Raw genomic sequence first — 23,467 nt, 5'->3', positions numbered from 1 at the left:
GGCTCAGTCGAACCGGAAATTCGCGAGATCGATCGACACCATCAGCTCGTCACGCAGCGGCATCAGATCGTCGCCGCGCAGATAGATGCGCCGGCGGCTCGGAAGCTTGAAGCCGTCAACGGTGACGGGATCGGACACGTACTGAGCTGCCGGAAAATTGCCGGCGATCTCGATCCGGTAATCATGCCGGCGGATCAGCATGTCGGGGCCAAAATAAAAATCCTGCTCGGCGCTGTGTCTTGCGATCACGGCCGGGAACGTCGCCCGCAATCCGCGCCAGACCTCCGCGCCCTCGCGCCAGGGCGCGATCTCCCGGACCTCGAACCCATCCGCCGCCAGCAGGAACGGCGCAGTCATGTAGGTCCAGAGTGCGTAGCCGTTGAAATAGGCGCGATGCAGCGGATCCCAATGCGTGCGCATATCGTGCCGCGCGAACGCGGCGCGCGGATTGTTGCGCTCCGCGACGATGCGGCCGTCCGCAGCCACGATGGCGATCCGCTCCGGGCTGAAGTCGGTGCGCTGGCCGGGCTTGCCGAACGGCTCCACGGATGCCCGCTCACGATGCAGCTCGATCCGCATCGTGCGCGGCGCCTGGTCCTGATCGACGCCCTTCAATATCCAGAGGTCGCCGCCGGTCACGATCGTGGCGGTGAGTCGCTCGTGGGCATTCCATCGATCGAGCCCGCCATGGGCTTCGATCGCATTCGCCAGCAGCGGAATCATCCGGCCGTTTCCTCTCGCATCGGTGGTGTCGCCCTAATAGAGATACCCCCGCGCGCAGACGGCCGCCCGTTAAGCGTTGTTAAGTGCCGTTGGCAGGCCCGGCGCCTAGGCTTCGGCCATGACGTCCAGCACCGCGTCGGCAAAGGCCTTCGGCGCCTCTTGCGGCAGATTGTGGCCGATACCGCCCTTGATGGTCCGGTGCGAATAGCGCCCGGAGAATTTCTTCGCGTAAGCGGACGGTTCTGGATGCGGTGCCCCGTTGGCGTCACCCTCCATGGTGATGGTGGGCACGGCGATCACGGGGGCTTGCGCCAATCTCGCCTCGTCGTCGGCGTATTTCGCTTCGCCTTCGGCGAGGCCCAGCCGCCAGCGGTAGTTGTGGATCACGATCGCCACATGGTCCGGATTGTCGAACGCCTTCGCGCTGCGGTCGAAGGTGGCATCGTCGAAATGCCATTGGGGCGAAGCGAGCTGCCAGATCAGCTTCGAGAAATCGTGGCGGTACTTGTCGGAGCCCTCGCGGCCGCGCTCGGTCGCGAAATAGAACTGGTACCACCATTGCAGCTCGGCGTTCGGCGGCAGCGGCATCTTGCCGGCCTGCTGGCTGCCGATCAGGTAGCCGCTCACCGACACCATCGCCTTGACCCGCTCCGGCCGGAGCGCCGCGATGATGTTGGCGGTGCGCGCACCCCAGTCGAAGCCGGCAATCGTCGCCTTGTCGATTCTGAGCGCGTCCATCAGGGCGACGATGTCGGCCGCGATCGCCGCCGGCTGCCCGTTCCGCATCGTCGAGTCGGAGAGGAAGCGCGTGCTGCCGTAGCCGCGCAGGTAAGGCACGATCACGCGACGCCCGGCCGCGGCGAGCAGCGGTGCGATATCGACGAAGGCGTAGATGTCATAGGGCCAGCCATGCAGCAGGATCACGGGCGGGCCATCCGCGGGGCCCGCCTCGGCATAGCCGACGTTGAGGAGGCCGGCGTCGATCTGCTTCAGGGACGCGAACGCCGTGTTGGCGCCGGGCTTGACGACGGTGGCGGACTTCGCCGGCTTCGCCGTAGCCGTCGTGCTCAGCGCAAGCTGGGTCGCGGCGAGTGTCATCGCAGCCCTGCCGACGAAACGACGTCGTTCGTGGTTGATGTTGTCGGGCATGTGTGCCTCCTGTGGTCGGTGCATTGTGCAAGTCGCCGTCAGCCCTTGTGCCCGTCCAGACGCGCAAGGAAGTCGCGGACCAGCGTGGCGATCTCGTCGGTCGCCTCGTCGAGCGCGAAATGGCCGGCTTCGAGGATGTGGACATCCGCATCCGGCACATCGTCGCGATAGGCCGAAGCGCCGGCGACGGCGAAGGACGGATCGTATTTGCCCCAGACCACCAGCGTCGGCGGCCGCGTCTTGCGCAGCCACTCCTGCCATTTCGGATAGGAGGCGACGTTGGTCCGGTAATCCAGGAACAGCGTGGTCTGGATCTCGGCCTGGCCCGGACGCGTCAGGAACGCGTATTCGTCGGTCCAGCTATCGGGGTCGTAGCGCTCGGGGTGCGGGCTGGAGCCGAGGTGCCGCTGGCGTGTGGCGGCCAAGGATGTGAAGTTGGCCTTGAGCGCCTCGAGCTCATGCGCCGGATCAGCCCAGTATTTGCGACGCGCTTCCCAGAGCGGGCTCAGTCCCTGTTCATGGGACACTGCGTTCTGGATCATGATGGCGCGAACGCGCTCGGGATGCGCCAGCGCCATGCGGAAGCCGACCGGGCCGCCATAGTCCTGCATGAACAGCACGTAGTTGGTCAGGCCGAGCTTGTTCGTCAGCTCGCCCATCACGCCGGCGATGTTGTCAAAAGTGTAGGTGAAATCGGACGGCGGCGGCGCGCTGCTGTTTCCGAAGCCGGGATAATCAGGCGCGATCAGGTGATATTTGTCGGCGAGCAGCGGCAGCAGGGGTTCCCACATCCGCGACGAGGAGGGAAAGCCGTGCAGCAGCAGCACGGTCGGCGCGTCGGCGGGCCCGGCCTCGCGGTAGAAGATATTGAGACCCCCGATATCGATCGTGTGATAGCTGATCGAGCGTCGGCTCGACCGCAGATCCTGTGCTGAGGCCTGCACGGTTGTGCAGGCGAGGGCGGCTGCAAGGGCGAGGGTGGCTGGAATGTTCATGTCATCGCTCCGATGTGGGCGTGTCGCGTCGAGAGGTGCCGGCGCGTCATGCGCCGGCAACCGCTCTGACGGGATTGAGCGGCACGCTGCCACCGTGATCACTGTTGTGCGCGGCAGCTTCCGCTCGCCGGATCACATTCGTAAGCTCCGGCGTAAAGCTTTCGTCATCGTCCTCGATGTGTCCGGTCAGTGCCGGAGCGGTGCTCATTGATGCGCACCGCTCCGATGCGAGCCTGACTTATGCGGCCGACTTCGCCTTTTTGGCCAGGGCGGCGAGCAGCGTCTGCGCGGCCGGGCCGGAGGAGTGCGGATTCTGTCCCGTGATGAGCTGGCCCGCGCTGACGACGTGTACGCCCCAGTTCGCCGTTTTCGAGAAGACCGCGCCGAGCTTCAACATCTCGTCCTCTACGAGGAACGGCACGACATGGGTCAGGCCCACGTCCTCTTCCTCGCCGTTGGTGAAGCCGGTCACCTCCTTGCCCTCGACCAAAGGCTTCCCATCGGGCGTCTTGACGTGGCGCAGCGCACCGGTCGAGTGACACACCACCGCGATGGTCTTGCCGGCGGCGAGGAAGGATTCGATCAGCTTGACCGAGTCCTTGTCTTCGGCGAGGTCCCACATCGGGCCGTGACCGCCGGGATAGAACAGCGTGTCGAAGTCTTCCTGCTTGACGCTGTCGAGGCGCACCGTCTTGTCGAGCTGGGCTTCAGCGGCAGCGTCCGCCTCGAAGCGTAGCGTCAGGTCAGTGCGGAACTCGGGCTCGTTGCTCTTGGGATCGAGTGGCGGCCGGCCGCCCTTGGGCGAAGCCAGCGTGATCTCCGCGCCGGAATTCTTGAACACGTAGTAGGGGGCGGCGAGCTCCTCGAGCCAGAACCCCGTCTTGCGTCCGGTGTTGCCGAGCTGGTTGTGGGAGGTGATAACCATAAGAATCTTCATGACGATCTCCTTGAGTGCGTTCGCTGCAATGACGCATTCCCTCGTGCTGGAGGTGCGCCGGCCTCGGTCTCGTTCGAGCACGACGCTTGTTCGTTGCTCGTGAGCCCAATGTTGCACCCAAGGCCGCGTGTTAGCTCGTTATGTATTGTTAGGCGTTGAGAGCAGTGAACGGTTCCAGCTCTCGCGTCGCCACCGCTACTCGAACACGGCGTCGAAGATCTCGACGTCCATCAGCACGGGCCTGGCGATCACGCTTCCATCAGGCCGCAGCGTCTGCACACGCCGCAATGTCGGCACGACGATGCCGCCGAAGCTGTCATGGGCCCAGGAATAATGTGCGACCTTGTTTCCGAACAGATCGTGATCCGTCCGCCGTTGCAGCGCGTTCTCGTCGAAGTAGAAGATCTGCTCGGGCGCGAGCGTGATCAGGTTCGGCGGGAACTGCGCGCGCAGCCGACGCCACGTGTCAGCGTTTTCGCGCCACGGCGGAAGCTCTTCCGTGACGACGTCGGGATGGGCGAGCAGAAATGGGTTGGTCAGATAATTCCAGATCGCAACGCCGCAGAAGAAGACGAGGTGCAGTTCGTCCGCGAGCGCAGGAGAGCCGGTCTCGGGAAATGCAGGGCTCGGATTATCCCAAGTGCGCAGGACCTCACCCTCGAGGCTCTCGATCGTGATCGCGTCGGGCTGAAAGCAGCCGGAGTGTTCACCCCCGGTGATGCCGGTGAAGCGGACCGACTGGGCGCGGGTCGAGCCCTCCGCAGTCACGTCCTTGAATTCGCTGGCATGTCCGGCGCTGGAGAACAACGAGCCGCCGACGGAAAGGTGGAGCGTGAATCGGGTCAAGCTATTCCATCGGGCCATACCGCCGCTGGCATCAATTACATCGTCAAGAAGCGCCATATCCCGCCATATCCACCGTGAAGTGCCACCACCATGGCGGGGCGGATGCGGCTTGGCGTGTTAGAAGTTGTTAGGACTTGCGAGCAGGTGCTTGGACGGTATCCCGTTGAAGATACTGTCAATTCAGCGCGCTCAGGAGCTCCCTCGCGGCCACGAGATCGCGGGTCTGGAGGCCTTCTTGGTATCGCGCGACGAGCGGGGCGAGCAGAGCGCGTGCTTCGCCCGCTTGTCCGGCCTGGCGCCAGACCCGGCCGAGGCTGATCGCCCCCCGCAGCTCCCAGCCGAGCGCGCACTGCCGGCGCGACAGATCGAGCGATTTCCGGAAGCAGCGCTCGGCCTCCGCGGTGTTTCCCGACCGGACGAGGATGTCGCCCTTGACCCGGAGCATCTCCGGCATGTCGAAGGATTCGCCATGATCTGGAATCTGCGCAATGGCATCATTGATCGTGCGCAGGGCCTCGTCCGGCTGGTTCTCCGCCACGAGGCCCTCCGCCAGCGCCGTCGCAAACACCGTCGTCATGATCCGGTGCCGCGTCGCGTACAGCGTGGCCTGGCTGCGGCGAAGATGCTCGATCCCGCCGGCGGTGTCGCCGCGGCGAAGCATGAGCTCGCCCTTCTGGCCGATGCCGACGGCGTGATAGGGACCGAGGAAGTGCCGCGCCGAATGGTCGATCAGCCGCTCGATCAGGATTTCGGCATTGGCCCAGTCGCCAACCCAGAGGGACACGTAGATCGTCCAGATCAGGGAGATGCCGAGGGTGAGCGGTTGTTCCAGCAGTTCGGCCTCGCGAACAGTGTATCTCGCCGCCTCAATCGCGCGATCGGGCCGGCCGGTGAGCCAGAGCCCGCGCGCCAGAGCGACCAGCGCGACGATGCGGTCGTCATAACCGAGATGCCCGATGTTCAGCCGCTGCGAGCCGGGATTGTGCACCATTGCGCTCTCGCAGAACTGCACGGCCTTGTCCTGATTGCCGATCAGATGGTGCGCGACGCCCAGCATCCATTCCACGTTCAGCGCGGCGGCCGGATCATTCAGCTTGCGCGCAACGCTCTCGCCCTGCTCGCCGGTGCCGAGCGCGCCATGAAAATCCCCGACCCTGGTCAGGTAGATGTGCAATCCGCGCAGCAGCCAGAGCTGCCAGTGCAGATCCTCGAGATCCCGCGCAAGCTGAAGACTGCGTGTGAACGCCGACCGGACCGCTTCGGTATTGCCCTGCGTGAACATCACGGAGACGCCGAGCGCGGCCTGCAACGTCATCTCCTGGCGGCGGTCGATCGAATTCGTATCGAGAGAGACAAGCGCCTGCTTCGTCCAGCGATAGCACTCTGTCAGCAATGTCAGTTCGAGGAAAAACTGGGCCGCCGAAGCCGCCAGATCCACGCCGATCGTTCGGTTGGCGCTATCCGAAAAGCTCCAGGTCAGCGCGGCCCTGACATTGGGCAAATGGTCGGCATAGGGAAGGAAGCCGCCCGCGGTCTGCATGCCCGAGGATTTGAGCGCGATGTCGCGCAGGAAGTCGCGGAAATATTCGGCGTGAGCGCGCGCGACACGGGGCGCTTCGCCGTTCTCGACGAGCTTCGCGCCGACGAAGGCGCGGGTGGTGTCGAGCAGACGATAGCGCAGCCGCCGCTCCGCGGGTGAGGTTGCGATCAGCGATTTGGAGAGCAGGTTCGAGATCGCCTCGACCGCCTCGGGCTCGCTGATGCCCTGGCTGAACGCAACGGCGAGCGCGGCCTCCATCGTGAATGGCCCGACGAACACCGACAAACCGCGCAGCGTCGCGCTCTCGGCTGCCGGCAACAGATCATAGCTCCAGGCGAGCGCCGCGCTCAGGGTCTGGTGCCGCGGGATCGCGGTGCGGCGTCCCCGCCACAGCAGCGCGAAGCGGCTGTCGAGCAGCGAGGCGGTTCCGGCAATGCCATAGGCGTTCACGCGTCCGGCGGCGAGCTCGATCGCGAGCGCGATGCCGTCCAGTCGCCGGCAGATCTCGGCGACAAGCGGTGCATCCTCCTCGCTCAGTTCGAATTCGCCCAGGCTCTCGGCAATGCGTTCTACGAAGAGCTGGCTTGCGGGATAGGCAAGGATGTCGGCGATGCCGAGCCCGTCGCGCTGGGGCGGGCAGTCCAGCGGAAACAACCGGTGGACGCGTTCGCCTTCGGTGCGAAAGGATTCGCGGCTGGTGGCGAGAATGTGCAGCTCGGGCGCTTCCTGGACGATGTGCTCGGCCAGCGGGGCGAGCTCGTCGATGATGTGCTCACAGCTGTCGAAGATCAGCAGCATCCGGCGGTTGCGCAGCACCGTCAGCAGGCCCGGCATCGGGTCCTCGGAATTGACGGTCAGGCCGAGCGTGGCGGCGATGGTGCTTGGAACGAGCCTGGCATCCGTCAGCGCGCCGAAATCAACGAAGTTGACCTGACCGTCGAAGGCCTGGAGCTCGCGATGCGCGACGGCGAGCGCGACTGAAGTCTTGCCAATCCCGCCGGGGCCGACAATTGTCACGAAGCGATGCTGCGCAAGCTCGGTGGAAATCCGCTCGACCGCGTCGTCTCGTCCGATCATCCTGGCAAGCGGTGGCGGGAGTATGTGAGGCGACGGGACGGCCGGGCCTGTCCGCGTCTCCGACGATTCGGACCGGACCAGCGGGCTCGCGAAGCAATAGCCACGGCCGGGCACGTTGACGACATAGCGGGAGCCTTCACCGGCATCCCCCAGGGCCTTGCGTAGCGTCGTGATGTGGAAGCGCAGGCTGCCTTCATCGACCGTCACGTCGGCCCAGACGCGCTTGATCAACTCACGCTTGTCGATGACCTCGCCGGCGCGCTCGACGAGAAAAATGAGAATATCGAGTGCGCGGCCGCCGAGGTGAAGCGGAGCGCCGTCCTTCTCGAGCAGGCGCGACCTTGCGTACAGCCGGAATGGCCCGAAGGAAATCGCCGCATCCTGGTCGTTAGTGTCCACCACGCGCCAATGAATCCAGTGAAGGGGCTGTTGTCCGCATCCTGATCTAGCAGAACGAGGTCATGAGTAAACTGGTCGAAAGTGGCGAAATCGCGCGGCAAGTCATTCGGCCGCACCGGGATGATGCGTGACAAATTTCGCTTAAACGCGAGCGGCTTGGGAAGCGATCGGGACGACCCGTCAGCGTGCTTGACCGTCGAGAGGACGGTCAGGCCGCCAACTTGTGATGCCGCCTATCATAACAAAATCTTGCAACGTCTAACGAGCAAAACGCGCGCGACGCATCCAGTATAGGCTTCGAGTTAGGTCCTAGGTCCAACGGGGAGGCTATCATGTCCGCTATCGGCTTGGAGACGAGCGACCATTTCGTTCGTTCTCAGCACATTGCCAGCCTTGATGATCAGTCGCGTGATTGGGAACTCGTGCTGCGGGAATCCCACCATCGGATGAAGAACACGCTGACGCTGCTGGGTGCGTCAGTCCGCCGCGACTTCTCGCGACCGGGCACCAGGGACATGTCGGGCGCGGTGGACCGGTTCGAGCAGCGCATCGTCGCGTTCGGCAGGCTCTATCAGCTCTTGTCCGACAGCGACAGTCTGTCCGCCGTCTCCGTCGAGACCTTCTTCGAAAACCTGTGCGAGGCGCTCTCCGAGGCAGTGCTGGAACCGGCCAGCATCCGCTGCGAGGCCGCGATCGAGAGCGGGGCGCTGCCGGCATCGCAGTGTCATCGGCTGGCGTTGATGCTGACGGAGCTGGTCACGAATGCCGCCAAACATGCCTTCCCGAACAGGAACGATGCGCTGATCCGGATCGAAATGGCCAACCGCGACGGCGCCTGGCTCTGCACGGTGGCTGACAACGGCATCGGCGCGACCGGTCCGCTTCAGGGCACCGGCAGCCGCATCCTTAAAGGGCTCGCACGCAGTATCGACGCGCGGTTGCAGGGCGAGGCGAGCCAGGGCGGCACACGCGTGACGATCGTGATGCCCACGGCCGCTTGAAGCTCGCTTCAATTTCAACTCAGGGAGTTCGACATGGCCACCACCGAAATCGACCCCGACGCCGCGGCGAGGTCTCCGAACACGTCTTCGACATCGCGTGGCGTTGATCTGAAGCTAGAGATCGTCGTCATCCCCGTGTCGGATGTCGACCGCGCCAAGGCGTTCTACACGCGCCTCGGCTGGCGATTGGACGCCGATTTTGCCTCAGGTGACGAATGGCGCGTGATCCAGTTCACGCCGCCGGGTTCGGCCTGTTCTGTGATCTTCGGCAAGAACGTCACACCGGCAGCGCCGGGTTCGGCGCGCGGGCTGTACCTGATCGTCTCCGATCTGGCGGCGGCGCGACAGGATCTGCTCGACCGTGGCATCGCGGTGAGCGCACCATTCCATGGTGCGGGCGACGTTCACGCCGGTCCGGACGAGCCGTATCTGTTCGGCAGCGTCCGGGTCAGCGGTGCTGACCCGAAGCGCGGCAGCTACAGCTCGTTTGCCTCATTCAGCGACCCCGACGGCAATGGCTGGCTGTTCCAGGAGGTCACGACGCGACTGCCTGGACGCATCGCGGGTGACGGCACGACGTTTGCCTCAACGGCCGATCTGGCCGCAACCCTGCGACGTGCCGCTGTCGCGCATGGTGAGCACGAGAAGCGCACCGGCGGACACGACGAGAACTGGGCGGACTGGTACGCCGACTACATCGTCCGCGAGCAGGCCGGTCAACCGCTGCCCTCCTGAGTTGTAGTGAACCTATCTCCTGAATTCACAGCCAGGGCGCGCGCCGATTGAACTCGTCGCGCGCCGTGTTGCTTCTGCATCGCGCGTATCGTCATCGTCGCTCGCTCTCTTGCATCCCGCGGACTCGCAACGGCTAACGCGGCCTAACAACCGATAACGAGCTAATTGCCAGGACCTACGCCAATCTCTCTTCACGACGAAACGACGCGTCGATTTCGAATTCGGTTGGCGTCACCGACCAAAGCAGGGGAGATCTGCCATGACAACGCAAGCACGAGCCGACATTCTCAATCCCGACCGCCGTCAATTGCTGAGCCAGGCCGCAATGACCGCGGTTGCCGCCAGCGTGGCGAGCCTGCTGCCGCTGCATCCGGCAAAGGCCGCTGCAAGCGGCCCCATCCGCCCGTTCCGCGTCAGCGTGCCCGAGGAAGATCTGCTTGACCTCCGCCGCCGCCTCGCGGCGACACGCTGGCCCGATCGCGAGATTGTCGCTGACCAATCACAGGGCGTGCAGCTCACCACGCTTCAGCAGCTCGTGCGGTACTGGCAGAACGACTACGACTGGCGGAAGATGGAAGCGCGGCTGAACGCCTTGCCGCAATTCGTCACCGAGATCGACGGCGTCGACATCCACTTCATTCACATCCGCTCCCGCCGCGAGAACGCGCTGCCGATGGTCGTCACGCATGGCTGGCCGGGCTCGATCATCGAACAGATGAAGATCGTCGGCCCGCTCACCGACCCCACCGCGCATGGCGCGAAGGCCGCGGATGCATTCGACCTGGTGATCCCCTCGCTTCCCGGCCACGGCTTCTCCGGCAAGCCGACGGAGCTCGGCTGGGATCCCCAGCGCATCGCGCGGGCCTGGATCGTGCTGATGAAGCGCCTCGGCTACAACCGCTACGTGGCGCAGGGCGGCGATTGGGGCAATGCCGTCACCGAGCAGATGGCGGTGATCGCACCGCCGGAACTGCTCGGCATTCACACCAACATGCCCGCCACCGTTCCCGACGACATCGCCAAGGCGCTTCAGCCCGGCGGGACGCGGCCGTCAAACCTCTCGGCCGACGAGCGCATTGCCTACGACCAGCTCGACGATTTCTACAAGCACGGCCTCGGCTATGCGATCGAGATGTCGAACCGGCCGCAGACGCTCTATGGCCTGGTCGACTCGCCGGCCGGCCTTGCGTCCTGGATGCTTGATCACGACGCACGCAGTGCTGCGATGATTGCGCGGGTGTTCGACGGCAAGACCGAAGGCCTGTCACGGGACGACGTGATCGACAACATCACGCTCTACTGGCTCACCAACACCGCGGTGTCGTCGGCGCGGCTCTACTGGGAGAACAAGCTGGTGTTCTTCGAACCCAAGCACATCAGGATCCCGGTCGCCGTCAGCGTGTTCCCTGACGAGATCTATGCCGCGCCGCGCAGCTGGGCCGAGAAGGCCTATCCGAAGCTGATGCACTACAACCGCCTCGACAAGGGCGGCCACTTCGCAGCCTGGGAGCAGCCCGCACTGTTCTCTGCGGAAATGCGCACCGCGTTCCGCCCGCTGCGCCAGTCGATCTGAACCGAGCAGGGGACGCGCGCTGCCGTGCGTCCCTTTTCGAACACACCATACCAGGAGTGCCAACAATGAACCGCCCCGTACAGATCTTCACCACCGAGGACATTCGCCTGGAGCGTCGCCTGCCGACATACTGGCGCGTCACCTTCGACATGCCGCCGGTGAACATCTTCGGCCCAAAGCACCTTCCGCTGCTCAACGACATCATCACCGCAATTGAGACCGATCCGGACGTGAAGGTCGTCGTATTCGACAGCGCCGTCGAAGGCTTCTTCATCACGCATTACGACTTTCTGGCGCCGCTTGAGGACTCGCTTCGCGTTCCGCCCGGGCCGACTGGCCTGCAGGCGCTGCCCGACATGCTGGTGCGCCTCAGCCGCGCGCCGGTCGTCTCCATTGCCTCGATCCGGGGCCGTGCGACCGGGGTCGGCAGCGAGCTCGCGCTGGCGAGCGACATGCGCTTTGCCAGCCGCGAGAAGGCGATCCTGTCGCAATGGGAGGTCGGCGCGGGACTCGTGCCCGGCGGCGGGCCGATGGCCCGGTTGCCGCGGTTGATGGGCCGAGGCCGTGCGCTCGAAGTGTTGCTCGGTGCCGATGACATCCACGGCGATCTCGCCGAGCGTTACGGCTACGTGAACCGTTCGCTGCCGGATGCCGAGCTCGACGGCTTCGTCGAGGCGCTCGCCATGCGCATTGCGTCGTTCGACAAGGAGGCGATCGCAGAGACCAAGCGTCTCGTCGATGTTGCGAGCCTGCCGCCGGATGACGAGATCAAGCCGGAGTGGGACGCATTCCTGGCCGCGCTCGGCCGTCCCGCCAGCCAGACCCGCATCAAGGCGCTGATGGCGCGCGGTTTCCACCGCGCTGGCGACGTCGAGAACCGGCTTGGCTTCCATGTGGGTCAAATCAGCGGCTAACGGAACCGCTGTGGCGTTCGGCCGGTTGGAGGGGTGACAGGCGGTCGTGCCAATGTCGCTTTCCTCCGCTACCGAGCGCCGGTGCTAAAAACCAACCTGAAAACCAGCAAGGAGAATTGAGATGATCCGCAAGGCAACAGCAGTCTGGAAGGGCACCGGTCGCGACGGCACCGGCCATCTGTCGAGCGAATCCGGCGTGCTCGCCGGGACGCCCTATTCGTTCAAGACCCGCTTCGAGAACGAGAAGGGCACCAATCCCGAGGAGTTGATCGCCGCGGCCCATGCCGGTTGCTTTACCATGGCACTGGCCTTCGGCCTTCAGCTCGCCGGCTTCACGCCGGACGAGCTGTCGACGGAAGCCGCCATCACGCTCGAGCCGGAAGGCAAAGGCTTCAAGATCAGCAAGTCGGCACTGACACTTCGCGCCAAGGTGCCGAACCTTGACGACGCAGGTTTCGCCAAGATCGCCGGCGAGGCCGAGAAGAACTGTCCGGTGTCGAAGGTGCTCAACGCCGCGATCACGCTCGACGCCAAATTGACCTGATCCAACACAGGGAGCGGTGCCATGCCTCGCCAAGATCTGTCTCGCCAAGATCCGCCTCGCCAGCATCAGCCGGATGAAGACAGGTTCCGGGCGATTTTGCCCGAGGATATCGCTTGGCAACCGTTCCCTGCGTTCCCGCCGGGCGCGCGGCTGGCCGTGATGGTCGGCCATCCCAGCGAACCCGGACCTTACGTGGTCCGGGTGAAGGTGCCCGGGGGCACGAAGCTGATGCCGCACAAGCATCCGGAAGATCGCATCTACACGGTCATGTCGGGTGTGTTCTACATCGGCCTCGGCGAACGTTTTGATGGCGACCAGGTGAAAGCCTATCCGCCGGGCAGCGTCATCGTGCTGCCCGGCGAGACCTGGCATTTTCACTGGGCGAAGTCCGGTGAATACGTCACACAGGTCTCCGCCATCGGGCCGCTGGGCCTCGAATATCACGATGACCATGATGACCCGCGCTTGCATCCGGCAGCGGACAAGCGCTGACTGTCTCGACGAAACGAATGGAGTATCAGATGACGACAGAACGCGCAGTTTTGGCCGGAGGCTGCTTCTGGGGCATGCAGGATCTGATCCGCAGGCAACCGGGGGTGATCTCCACCCGTGTCGGTTACACCGGCGGGCATGTGAAGAACGCCACCTATCGCAATCACGAGGGCCACGTCGAGGCGATCGAGATCATCTTCAATCCCGCCAAGACGAGCTTCCGGACCATGCTGGAGTTCTTCTTCCAGATCCACGATCCCACCACGCTCAATCGCCAGGGCAATGATCTGGGCACGAGTTACCGCTCGGCAATCTTCTATACGAGTAACGAGCAGAAGAGAGTTGCCGAAGACACCATCGCCGATGTCGAGGCGTCAGGTCTCTGGCCCGGCAAGGTGGTGACCGAGGTCGCGCCCGCAGCGGAGTTCTGGGAAGCCGAGCCGGAGCATCAGGATTATCTCGAGCGCTATCCCGATGGCTACACCTGCCACTTCATCCGGCCCGACTGGAAGCTGCCAAGGCGCGCGGCCGCCGTGGGAGGCTAGGCGGATTGTCACGTACGGCCGCCGAGGGCCTTTTGACGAGGAGTGCAAATGTGCGAACTCCCCTCATCGTACGATCACGAGAATTCCTCGCGGCTCAACGCGCCTCCGGCCGGCGTCGGCAGATCACAGCTACCGCCTTGCGGGCAATCTCCCTCAGATCGGCGCGGCGTGCGCCGGCCCGTGCGCGAATGGCGATCGTCTGCATCGTGGCGGCTGCAAGGATCGCAAGCGCAGCCGGATCGGCCTCGCGATCCAGCTCGCCCTTGTCTTGGGCCAGGCGGAAGCGGGCCTCGAAATCGGCATCGATCGCCCGCAGCCCCGTCGCAACGCTGCTGCGGATCGCCGCATCCTCGGCGACTTCGGTCACCGCGGTACCGACCACGAAGCAGCCGCGCGCTGATCCCTTGCCGGAAAAGTAGATCGACAGCGCCGCGTCATAGGCCAGCATCAGCGCTTCGTCCAAGGGATGGTCCCCTGCGAGAGCCTCGCGCGTTGCCGCAAGGCTGATCTCCCAATAGCGCGCCAACGCCTCGAGATAGAGCGCGTGCTTGTTGCCGAACACCGCGTAGAGGCTCGGTGGGCTCATGCCGGTCGCGGCCGCGACCTTGTCCAGGGACGTGCCGGAATAGCCCGTCCTCCAGAACGTTTCCGTGGCCCGCTTGAGGGCCGTCTCAGTGTCGTAGGCGGGTGGCCGTCCCCGGCGCGCCGGCCCCGTCTCGCTCTTTTTCCGTGCCATGTCGTCCGAACCTGGTTGCCATGTTCCACACGTATATTTGTATGGATCGTTATAAAAATCAATGGCCGCGCGGCTTGATCGCCGCATCGAGGTACAATATTTGTAACGAACGTTAGTAAATGAGATAGGACGAGGACGATGGGTTTGAACTTTGCGCCAATCGCCGGCTGGCTGGGCGATCGCAGCTTCCGCGGGAGCGAGGCTGCTGCGCCGTTGTTCGGAGCGGATATTGCCAGGCGGCTGCGCCGGCCCCTGATGCTCGTGGTGCCCGCCGCGGCTGCCGTGTTCGGCGCCTTCATGTATCTGGCGCAGGAACAATATGTCTCGACCGACGATGCGTTCGTGCGCGCCGCGAAAGTCACCATCAACGCGCGGGTGTCGGGCCAGGCGGTCGAGATCGCCGTGCGCGACAATGAGCGCGTCCGGCAGGGCCAGGTCCTGTTTCGAATTGACCCGGAGCCCTACCAGATCGCCGTCGATCAGGCCGAAGCCCGGCTCGGCAGCGCGCGGCTCCAGATCGACTCCCTCAAGGCAACCTACCGCCAGCAGCAGGCGGAACTGCAATCGGCGAAGGACTCGGCCTCTTTCGACGAGCGCGAGTTCGACCGCAAGAGGATGCTGGTCGCCTCCGACTTCACGCCGCGTGCGGTCTACGAGCGGGCCGAGACCGATCTCAAGGTCGCGCGCCATCGGATGGCATCGATCGAACAGCAGATCGCCAATACGGTCGTCGCGCTCAACGGCGACCCCGACATCGATGTCAACCGCCACCCGACAGTCCGCGCGGCCAGGGCGCTGCTCGATCGCGCGCGGCTCGATCTCTCCTACGCCACGGTGAGGGCACCCGACGACGGTATCGTGACCAAGGTCGACGATCTGCAGATCGGCGGTTTCGTCAACGCAGGCGCGCCCACGTTCTCACTGATGTCGAGCCGGGACGTCTGGATCGAGGCGAATTTTCGTGAGACGGGCCTGACCCACATGCGGCCGGGCCAGGAGGCGACGATCGACGTCGACGCCTATCCGGATCGAAAATTCAGGGCGCATATCGTCAGCATGAGTCCCGGCACCGGGTCGGACTTCTCGATCCTGCCACCGGAGAATGCGACCGGGAACTGGGTCAAGGTCGTCCAGCGGCTGCCGGTGCGCCTCGAGCTCGACGATCCCGATTCGGCCCGGCCACTGTTCTCCGGCATCAGCGTGACGGCGCGGGTCGACACCGGCCATCGTCGCAACTGGCTGCATCTGCTCCAGCCTGCGCTTGCGACGGAGGTCAAATGAGTACGACCCTCCGATCGACCGCGACCGGCGGTCATCATGCAATCTCGGCGGCCGCCCTGATGGCGACCTACATGCAGGCCGTCAACATTTCGATACCGAACGCCGCGCTGCCGCACATCCAGGCCACGCTCTCGATGGCCAATGACGAGGTCGGCTGGGTGTTCTCCTCGTATATCGCCGCAAGCGCCGTGACCATGTCGATAACCCAATGGCTCGCGGGACGCTTTGGCCGCAAGGCGGTCTATCAGGCAGCCCTTGCCGTCTTCACGCTTGGTCTTGTCCTCGACACGCTGGCGACGACGTCGATCCAGTTCGTGCTGGCGCGGATTCTCCAGGGCGCGGCGAGCGGACCACTTGCGCCGCTCTCATTGGCGATTCTGCTCGAGGCGACGCCGACGGTGCGGCAAGCGCGCATGGGCCTGGCATTGACGGTCTGCTCGCTGCTCGGCATCAGCACCGGCCCCGCTCTTGGTGGCTGGCTCAGCGAATATTACGGTTGGCCGTCGATCTTCTATGTCAGCCTGCCCATGACGGCCTTCATCGCCCTGACGATGGCCCTGTTGCTGGGCGAGAAGCGGGCAGAGCGGAGCCAGCCCTTCGACGTCTTCGGCCTGACGACCTTCTCCGCCGGCATGATCGGGCTGCAGATGCTGCTGGATCGCGGCGAGCGCCTCGAATGGTTCGCCTCGACGGAGATCTGGGTCGAAGCGATCGCCTCGGTCCTGGGCTTCTATCTCTTCATCGTGCACGTTCTGACGAAGAAGGAGCATTTTCTCCGCACGGCGCTGTTCAGGGATCGCAATCTCGTCCTCTCGACGGTGATCTCCTTTGCGCTCGGCTTCGTCCTGCTGCCGACATTGGCGTTGACGTCCCCGATGCTGGAGGAGTTGCTCAACTACCCTGTCGACACCACCGGCTACATGAGCATTCCGCGCGGCGTGGCGCTGGTGGGAGCGCTGGTGCTGACGAGCCTGGTTCCGGGACAGGTCGACTACCGGCCGTTCCTCATGGGGGGCATGGCGCTGGTGGTCTATGCCAACTGGCTGATGCTCGGCTATTCGCCGGCGATGGATTGGCGGCCGGTCGTCGAAGCAGGTTTCCTCCAGGGCGCTGGTCTCGGCATGTTGTTGCCGGCGCTGGTGAGGGCCGCGTTCGGAACGCTCGATCCGAAGCTTCGCCCTGAAGGCAGTGCGCTGATCAACCTGTCGCGCCTTTACGGTAGCACCATCGGCATCGCGGTGGTCCAGCTCTTCTTCTATGCCAACACCCAGGCCGTGCATATCGCGCTCGCCAAGCATCTCACGCCTTATCGTGTCGCGGCGAATGTCACGGGCCCGATCGGGAAGTCAGGTCTCGCCGCCCTCAACGGCATGGTCACGCGCCAGGCGGCCACGGTTGCGGTCATCGATCAGTTCGAGATCCTGATGTTCGCCATGCTCGTCGTGATCCCGCTGGTGTTCTTTCTTCGTAAGCCGCGCCCCGCCGGCTAGCGCCGGAGAGTCGTGAAATGACGTTGTGTCCGCAACCTCGATCGCTTCGTCCGCATCGCGCGGCTAGCAGTCAACAAGGAGTATCACCATGACGACCTCCGATTCACTTCGTTACACGAGAATTCCCACGCATGAGTCCGTGACGATTCCCGCAGTCGGATTTGGCACGCTCATTCCCGATCCGCTCGTGACGAGGCAGGCCACCAGGGCTGCATTGGAGGCCGGATTTCGACATCTCGATTGTGCCGAGCGCTATCGCAACGAAGCGGCCGTCGGCGAGGCGATGCAGGATGCGTTCAAGGCGGGCACGCTTCGGCGCCAGGACCTGTTCGTTACGACGAAGCTATGGAATACCAATCATCGGCCGGAGCGGGTCAGGCCTGCCTTCGACGCCAGTCGCCGGCGGCTGCAACTCGACGAGATCGATTGCTACATCATCCATACCCCCTTCGCCTTTCAACCCGGCGACGAGCAGGACCCGAGGGACGAGAGTGGCCATGTGATCTACGATTCAGGCGTGACGTTGGCGGAGACATGGGGGGCGCTGGAGCGCCTCGTCGAAGAGGGGCACTGCAAGTCGATCGGGCTATCGGACATCACCTTGGAGAAGCTGCGCGAGATCGTCGAGGTCGCGCGGATCAGGCCTGCCATGGTGCAGGTCGAATCGCATCCGTACCTGCCCGAATGGGAGCTGCTCGACTTCTGTCGCGAGCATGGAATTGTCCTGCAGGCGTTTGCCGCGCTGGGACACGCCATGAAGCCGAACCTCCTCGCTGACCCCGTGATCACCGCCATCGCGGAGCGCCTGCACAAGACGCCGGCTCAAGTCGCCCTGGCCTGGGCCGTCCAGCGCGGCACGGCTTTCCTGACGACCTCGACCAATCCTCGGCGTATCGAGGAGAACTTCGATATTTCGACGCTGCCTGAAGACGCCATGCGGGAGATGCGGGACCACATCACGACGAATGTCCGGTTCAACACCGTGGTAGAGACCGGCGTGCCCGGATTTATTCCGCGGGCAGGATGAAGCGAGCGGTGTGGTACGAAGGCCGAAGGCCTTCGGCCGGCCTCGTCAAGTCCGGAGTTGCGCGATCAAATCGCGTGCGCTGCGGATATCGGCGATGCCGGCGCCCTCGCTGAACGCCCCGCATGCACGTTCGAGAATTGCCAGGGCCTCAGCACTCTGGCCGGCTCCGATCATGAACCGCGCGAGGCTGATCGCACCGCGCAGCTCCCAGAATCGCGCGCCCTGCTGGTTGGCAATCTCCATGGCCTCGCGAAAGCGCGCCTCGGCGTCCCCCGCATGCCGCGGGCTCTTGAGCAACAACTCGCCCTTGATGCGCATCAGTTCCGGCAGATACCACAGCTCCTGCCGGTCGTTGCAGCGCGTCAGGACGTCCTCGATCACGTCGAGGCCACGGTCGACCTGGTGGGCCTCGCCGGAACATGCGGCGAGTTCGCCGAGCAGAGGAAGAAAGCGCGGCAGGAAACGCGCATCGCCGGCGCGATTGAGCTCTTCGCGCAGCAGCGGCAGGCCGGTTGCGACGTCGCCACGCCTTACGACGACCGCCGCGTTGAAGGCCCGTGCCCACAGGCCCCACAGCCGAATGGCGTGGCGCTCGGTGTGTTCGAGCAGCTCGGCGCCGTGGCGCTCCGCGGCCTCGAAATCGCCGGACCAGAAGGCGATCGGGCAGGCGGCTTGCCCCAGCACGCTACAGAAAGTCAGCGCGTGGCCGTTGGCGCGACCTTCCTCGATGTTTCGGGCGGCGAGCGCCTGGGCCTGATCGGCGAGGCCCTGAAGCCACAGGATGCGGGCCCGGAAATATTGCGTCGATATCCTGAGGTCGAGCGGGAAGATCTTCGGCTTCTCCGCCAGCACGTGCAGCGACGCGTTCACGCGCTCGATGCGGAGCCGTGCGTCGTTCTGATCGCCGAGATAATGCAGCGCCACCGCCATCAGCCGGTCGCCCAGCATGAGGTCGGTCCTGTCCGACGAGTTCGCCGCTGCATTCGCAAACCGGTCGGCGAGCGCACGGGCCTTGCCGAACTGTCCGTTGTTGAACTGGTCGATGCACAAGCCCCAGAGCGCGCGCAGCCGGAAGTCCTTGTCGTCGAGCCTGTCAGCCAGCTCCAGGGTCGTCTCGAGGATCGGACGCGCCTCGCGGGCGCGGCCCTCGCCATACATCAGCGACCAGCCGAGCGCCGACAGGAGTTGCATGCGAATGCGATCGTCGCCGCCGCTGTCGCCGAGCGCGGTGAGCGCCGTCTTGGCGCGCTCGCGGCATTCGGCGAACAGGGACAGGCGGACCCACAGCGTGACGGCAGCCGCCGTCAGCGCGATCCCGAGTGCAGCGTCACCGTCGGGCCCGAAGGCCCAGTTCAATGCGGCGCGCACATTGTCCAGCTCCGCGCCATAGATGCTCAGCCATTCCGGCAGCGGCGTCGATGTATCGGCCTCCGCGCGCTCGAAGAAGTCGCGAAAATGCTCTCCATGACGGCGCGCGAACTGACTGGTCTCGCCGAGCTCGTTCAGCTTTCCATGCGCATAGGTGCGCGTGGTGTCGAGCAGGCGGTAGCGCAGCGTTCGCGAGCCGGATGGCGAGATCAGCGATTTGGTGACGAGGCTGTCGATCGCCTCCAGCGTTTCGGACGTGCCGAGGCCGTCGCCGGCAGCCACCGCGGCAGCCGCCTCCGGCGCGAAGGGCCCGGCAAAGACCGACAGGCGTCGCAGCGTGGCACTCTCGGCGGGAGGTAGCAGATCGTAGCTCCAGTCGAGCGCCGCCGCGAGCGTCTGGTGTCGTGGCACGGCGGTGCGCCGACCCCGCCACTGCAACGAGAAGCGGCTGTCGAGCAGCGACGCCGTGCCGGCGATGCCGTACGCATTGACACGGCCGGCCGCGAGCTCGATTGCGAGCGCAATGCCGTCGAGGCGCCGGCAAATGCTCGCGACGAGCGGCGCTTCTTCCGCACTGAGCTGGAACGGACCCGAGCTCTGCGCAATGCGCTCCACGAAGAGCTGGGCCGCGGGGTAAGCGAGGACCTCGGCGACACCCAGGTCCTCGCGCTCCGGCGGGCAATCCAGCGGGAACAGGCGGAAAATCCTTTCGCCGTCGCTCCGGAACGACTCGCGGCTGGTAGCGAGAACGCGAAGCTGCGGTGCGTCGCGAACGATGCGCTCGACGAGCGGTGCCAACGCATCCAGCACATGCTCGCAGCTGTCGAAGATCAGCAGGGCTGGGCCGGTCTTCAGAAATGTCAGCAGGGCCGGCGTCGGATCCTCCGCGCTGATGGTCAGTCCCAGTGCGGAGGCGATGGTGGTCGCGATGTGGCTGGCATCCCTCAGTGGACCGAAGTCGACGAAGAATACGCGCCCGCCGAAATCCGCCGATCTGCGATGCCCGACGGTGACGGCGACGGCGGTCTTGCCGATGCCGCCGGGGCCGACCACCGTCATGAAGCGATGCAGCGAAAGCCCGTTCGATATCTTCTCGACGATCTCCTCCCGTCCGACCATTTTCGAGAGCGGCGAGGGAAGGGAACGGGGAGGTGCGATATTCACGGCGGGCTGAGCGGCCGGCAGGGCCGCGTGAGCGAGCGAGGCGACAAAGCAGTAGCCGCGGCCGGGCACATTGACGACATAACGGGCCGACTTGCCGGTATCGCCCAGCGCCTTGCGCAGTGCCGCGACGTGGAAGCGCAGGCTGCCCTCGTCGACATTGACGTCGGCCCAGATGCGCTTGACCAGCTCTCTCTTGTCGATGACCTCGCCGGGGCGCTCGGCGAGGAAGATCAGAATATCGAGCGCGCGGCCGCCGACGTGAAGCGGCGAGCCCTCCTTCTCCAAGAGCCGCGACTTCGGAAATAGTCGAAATGGCCCAAAAGAAATGGCCGAGTCTTCGGTACGATCTGGCACGCGCCATTGCCCCCGCAACGGGAGTCAAAATGTATTACTTTTTGGTCTATCAGAACGAGGCGTACAGTAAACTGGCCGAAAGCAGTGGGCAGAGCTGGTAGCCCTGCGCGCATGGCTTCGATCGGTCGGTCTGCCGAAATAACCCTTAAGAAGTAAAGGGTTACGTTGACATGACAAAGCAATGACACCGGTGCTCTTACCCGGATGGCGCATTGACGGCGGTAGCAGATTGCTGAGACTGGATGGTTCGGGAGCCGGTCCCGCCTCGACAGTGACCACCGACTTCCGGAATTCGAACATGGCTTCCTTCTCGCGGCGACGATTCGTCCATGCGCTATCGGGCGCAGCGGCGCTGGCGGCCATCCCGCGCAGCGGACAAACCGCTGATTATCCGTCTCGTCCCATTCGCCTCGTGCTTCCGTACGGAGCCGGCGGAGCGGGGGACCAGATCGGACGTCCCTGGGTGGACAAGATGTCATCGCTGCTTGGGCCGACCTTCGTGGAATATATCGGTGGTGCGGGCGGCGCGATCGGGGCTGCGACGGTCGCGCGCGAGGAGCCCGACGGCTATTCGTTGCTGCTCGGCAACGGCAGCACGCAGGTCATCATTCCCCTGACCTCGAAAAATCCCGGCTATTCGGTCGACGATTTTCGCGCCATCTATCGCTTGATCAGCACCGCGCTGGTTTTCGCGGTCCACCCGTCGGTGCCTGCCGCGGATCTGCGTGAGCTGATCGTCTACGCTAGGGACAATCCGGGAAAACTGTCCTACGGGACACCAGGCATCGGCACTGGCAACCATCTGGTCGGCGAATCCTTCAAGCAGCAGGCCGGCGCGCTGGACATCGTCCACGTGCCGTATCGGGGCATTTCGCAGGCGACCAACGACCTCGCCGGTGGCCAGATATCGCTCGTCATCGGCGTCATGTCCGACCAGTTGAAGCAACTGGGCGAGGCCGGGAAGGTCAGGCTGCTGGCGGTCACCAGCGAAAAGCGGTTGAGCGGCGCGCCGGAGATTCCGACCGCGGTCGAATCCGGCATGCCGGATCTCCGCTATGAGGGCTGGTTCGGCATCTTCGCACCGAGGCACACCGACGATGCGATCATCGACCGGATCGCGCAGGCGACGCTGGTCGCGATGGCCGATCCGGCGATGCAGGCAAACTACCGTGCCCAGGGCATCGAGCCCGACATCGATTCGAGTCCCGACAAATTCCAGCGCATCATCGACGCGACGACGGCAAGCCTGGCGCCCGTGATCAAGTCGATCGGGCTGAGCAATTTGTGAGGCCGCTCAGGCCTCCACGCGCGACGTCTGCCGGCCCTCCGCCGTGACCATGCGCGCCGACAGCGCGACGAGACACATCAGCGCGGCCAGCAGCCAGAACGCTGTCGGCAATCCGCCAAGCCGTGCGACGAAGCCGACGCCGGCGGGACCGATGAGGATGCCCGCGTAGCCTGCGGTCGTGATGGCGGCGACGGCGAGCCCCGTGGGCATCACGGTCTGCCTGGCCGCCCGGCGGAACAGCACCGGCACAAGGTTCGATGCACCGAGGCCGATCAGCAGGAAGCCGCCGATGGCGACCGCCGCTACGGGCGCCCTGAGCAGGACTACGAAGCCCGCGATCGCAATGATGCTGCCCCAGAACAATGTCGCGCGATCCCCGATGCGTGCGACGACGGCGTCGCCGCCGAGCCGCCCCGCGGTCATCGCGATCGAGAACACGGTGTAGCCGATCCCGCCTTGCACTTCCGAGACGAGGCCGGCGCCGATGACGAGCAGCGCGCCCCAATCGAGCATCGCGCCCTCGACGAGGAAAGTGATGGCGGCGAGCAGCGCCAGCAGGAGCACGGAGCCATGCGGCAGCACGAAGAGCGGTCCGTCCTGCACCTGCACCGAACGAAGCAAGCGCGGCCAGGCCGCCAGCATCGCGACCAGCATCAGCACGGAGCAGATCAGCGTGCAGGCGAGCGCGCCGAGTTGCAACGAGAGCAGCGCAGTCATCAAGGCGGATCCCGCGAAGCCGCCGATGCTGAACAGCGCGTGGAAGCCGGACATCAGCGGGCGGCCCGCGTCGCGCTCCACCTCGACCGCGTGGATGTTCATGGCGACGTCGATGGAGCCGAGCGCGGCGCCGAAGGCGAACAGGGCCAGCGCCAGCGTTGCCGGCGAGCTCGCGATCGCCAGCAGGGGCAGCACCAGCGCCAGACCGAGCCCGCCCGCAATGATGATCGGCTTGCTGCCGTAGCGCGCGCTCATGACTCCGGTCAGAAGCATCGCGACGACCGAGCCGATGCCGAGGCTGAGCAGGAGCAGTCCAAGAACGCCGTCATCGACGCCGAGCCGCGTCTTTGCGAACGGCACCAGCGGCGCCCAGCACGCGATGCCGAAGCCCGCGACGAGAAAGGCGAGCCGCGTCGCGAGGCGCGTTGCCGGCCGGTCGGCAGAATGCATGGGAACTCCGGGGAAGCAGGGGCGGGGCGATCGACAAGCCCTGAGATTGCCGCGCCTTTATGTCCGAGGCATGCTCGAATTGTCGCAGACTGTGCTCAACAACGGCGCGACGTCAACCTGGG

At 64.9% G+C, this 23,467-nt stretch carries 21 protein-coding genes; 11 read left to right on the top strand and 10 right to left on the bottom strand.

From position 1 onward, the window contains the following. Nucleotides 1-3 precede the first annotated feature (3 nt). The 7 genes from IVB46_RS37430 to IVB46_RS37400 form a co-directional block, all read right to left on the bottom strand. Nucleotides 4-723 carry a hypothetical protein gene (locus IVB46_RS37430; RefSeq protein WP_247344823.1) on the bottom strand — a complete coding sequence of 240 codons (720 nt, stop codon included), beginning with the start codon at nt 721-723 and terminating at the stop codon, nt 4-6. Nucleotides 724-828: 105 nt separating this feature from the next. After that, nucleotides 829-1,872 (bottom strand): alpha/beta hydrolase, encoded by a 1,044-nt coding sequence (locus tag IVB46_RS37425; protein WP_247303601.1) that lies wholly within the window; start codon nt 1,870-1,872, stop codon nt 829-831. Nucleotides 1,873-1,910: 38 nt separating this feature from the next. Further along, nucleotides 1,911-2,867, bottom strand: a complete 957-nt coding sequence (locus IVB46_RS37420) for an alpha/beta hydrolase (RefSeq protein ID WP_247303599.1) — start codon at nt 2,865-2,867, stop codon at nt 1,911-1,913. 46 nt (nt 2,868-2,913) lie between these two features. Then, a complete protein-coding gene (locus IVB46_RS37415) occupies nt 2,914-3,075 on the bottom strand; it encodes a hypothetical protein (protein WP_161495871.1) in 162 nt (53 codons plus the stop codon). A gap of 30 nt (nt 3,076-3,105) precedes the next feature. Next, nucleotides 3,106-3,804, bottom strand: a complete 699-nt coding sequence (locus IVB46_RS37410) for a type 1 glutamine amidotransferase domain-containing protein (protein WP_247303597.1) — start codon at nt 3,802-3,804, stop codon at nt 3,106-3,108. Between the two features lie 195 nt (nt 3,805-3,999). Further along, a complete protein-coding gene (locus tag IVB46_RS37405) occupies nt 4,000-4,707 on the bottom strand; it encodes a hypothetical protein (RefSeq protein ID WP_346016155.1) in 708 nt (235 codons plus the stop codon). 118 nt (nt 4,708-4,825) lie between these two features. Beyond that, complete coding sequence (locus tag IVB46_RS37400) at nt 4,826-7,669, bottom strand: winged helix-turn-helix domain-containing protein (RefSeq protein WP_247303592.1); 2,844 nt, start codon at nt 7,667-7,669, stop codon at nt 4,826-4,828. A 329-nt stretch (nt 7,670-7,998) separates the two neighbouring features. Between IVB46_RS37400 and IVB46_RS37395 the strand changes: the two genes are divergently transcribed. The 7 genes from IVB46_RS37395 (at nt 7,999) to msrA (ending at nt 13,470) form a co-directional block, all read left to right on the top strand. Then, nucleotides 7,999-8,667, top strand: coding sequence for a sensor histidine kinase (locus tag IVB46_RS37395; protein ID WP_247303582.1), 669 nt, complete (start codon nt 7,999-8,001; stop codon nt 8,665-8,667). Nucleotides 8,668-8,700: 33 nt separating this feature from the next. After that, complete coding sequence (locus tag IVB46_RS37390) at nt 8,701-9,402, top strand: VOC family protein (RefSeq protein ID WP_247344820.1); 702 nt, start codon at nt 8,701-8,703, stop codon at nt 9,400-9,402. 259 nt (nt 9,403-9,661) lie between these two features. Then, the gene (locus tag IVB46_RS37385) at nt 9,662-10,975 is read left to right on the top strand and encodes an epoxide hydrolase family protein (protein ID WP_247303578.1); all 1,314 of its coding nucleotides are present in this window, start codon (nt 9,662-9,664) and stop codon (nt 10,973-10,975) included. 65 nt (nt 10,976-11,040) lie between these two features. Continuing rightward, nucleotides 11,041-11,889 (top strand): enoyl-CoA hydratase/isomerase family protein, encoded by an 849-nt coding sequence (locus tag IVB46_RS37380; RefSeq protein ID WP_071911496.1) that lies wholly within the window; start codon nt 11,041-11,043, stop codon nt 11,887-11,889. Between the two features lie 121 nt (nt 11,890-12,010). Beyond that, nucleotides 12,011-12,433: an OsmC family protein gene (locus IVB46_RS37375; RefSeq protein WP_014493564.1), complete on the top strand. Its 423-nt coding sequence runs from the start codon at nt 12,011-12,013 to the stop codon at nt 12,431-12,433. Nucleotides 12,434-12,454: 21 nt separating this feature from the next. Then, the gene (locus IVB46_RS37370) at nt 12,455-12,925 is read left to right on the top strand and encodes a cupin domain-containing protein (protein ID WP_148312198.1); all 471 of its coding nucleotides are present in this window, start codon (nt 12,455-12,457) and stop codon (nt 12,923-12,925) included. A gap of 29 nt (nt 12,926-12,954) precedes the next feature. Beyond that, the gene (msrA, locus tag IVB46_RS37365) at nt 12,955-13,470 is read left to right on the top strand and encodes a peptide-methionine (S)-S-oxide reductase MsrA (protein ID WP_247303576.1); all 516 of its coding nucleotides are present in this window, start codon (nt 12,955-12,957) and stop codon (nt 13,468-13,470) included. 94 nt (nt 13,471-13,564) lie between these two features. On the opposite strand, the gene IVB46_RS37360 is transcribed toward msrA, so the two are convergent. After that, nucleotides 13,565-14,206 (bottom strand): TetR/AcrR family transcriptional regulator, encoded by a 642-nt coding sequence (locus IVB46_RS37360; protein WP_247303574.1) that lies wholly within the window; start codon nt 14,204-14,206, stop codon nt 13,565-13,567. A 138-nt stretch (nt 14,207-14,344) separates the two neighbouring features. On the opposite strand from IVB46_RS37360, the gene IVB46_RS37355 reads away from it, so the two are divergent. The 3 genes from IVB46_RS37355 to IVB46_RS37345 all read left to right on the top strand — a co-directional run bounded on the left by IVB46_RS37355 (nt 14,345) and on the right by IVB46_RS37345 (nt 18,004). Then, nucleotides 14,345-15,487, top strand: a complete 1,143-nt coding sequence (locus IVB46_RS37355) for an HlyD family secretion protein (protein WP_247303572.1) — start codon at nt 14,345-14,347, stop codon at nt 15,485-15,487. Next, the gene (locus IVB46_RS37350) at nt 15,484-16,977 is read left to right on the top strand and encodes an MDR family MFS transporter (RefSeq protein WP_247303571.1); all 1,494 of its coding nucleotides are present in this window, start codon (nt 15,484-15,486) and stop codon (nt 16,975-16,977) included. Before IVB46_RS37355 ends, IVB46_RS37350 begins: the two co-directional genes overlap by 4 nt. A gap of 88 nt (nt 16,978-17,065) precedes the next feature. Further along, on the top strand, nt 17,066-18,004 hold the full coding sequence (locus IVB46_RS37345; protein ID WP_247303568.1) for an aldo/keto reductase: 939 nt from the start codon (nt 17,066-17,068) through the stop codon (nt 18,002-18,004). 45 nt (nt 18,005-18,049) lie between these two features. On the opposite strand, the gene IVB46_RS37340 is transcribed toward IVB46_RS37345, so the two are convergent. Then, nucleotides 18,050-20,890 carry a winged helix-turn-helix domain-containing protein gene (locus IVB46_RS37340; protein WP_247303566.1) on the bottom strand — a complete coding sequence of 947 codons (2,841 nt, stop codon included), beginning with the start codon at nt 20,888-20,890 and terminating at the stop codon, nt 18,050-18,052. 298 nt (nt 20,891-21,188) lie between these two features. Between IVB46_RS37340 and IVB46_RS37335 the strand changes: the two genes are divergently transcribed. Further along, on the top strand, nt 21,189-22,178 hold the full coding sequence (locus tag IVB46_RS37335; RefSeq protein ID WP_166100599.1) for a tripartite tricarboxylate transporter substrate binding protein: 990 nt from the start codon (nt 21,189-21,191) through the stop codon (nt 22,176-22,178). Nucleotides 22,179-22,184: 6 nt separating this feature from the next. On the opposite strand, the gene IVB46_RS37330 is transcribed toward IVB46_RS37335, so the two are convergent. Further along, nucleotides 22,185-23,345, bottom strand: coding sequence for an MFS transporter (locus tag IVB46_RS37330; protein WP_247344817.1), 1,161 nt, complete (start codon nt 23,343-23,345; stop codon nt 22,185-22,187). Nucleotides 23,346-23,467 lie beyond the last annotated feature (122 nt).

Source organism: Bradyrhizobium sp. 61 (genome assembly GCF_023073075.1).
Lineage (GTDB): Bacteria > Pseudomonadota > Alphaproteobacteria > Rhizobiales > Xanthobacteraceae > Bradyrhizobium > Bradyrhizobium barranii.
This window is presented reverse-complemented; position numbering and strand designations above follow the sequence as displayed.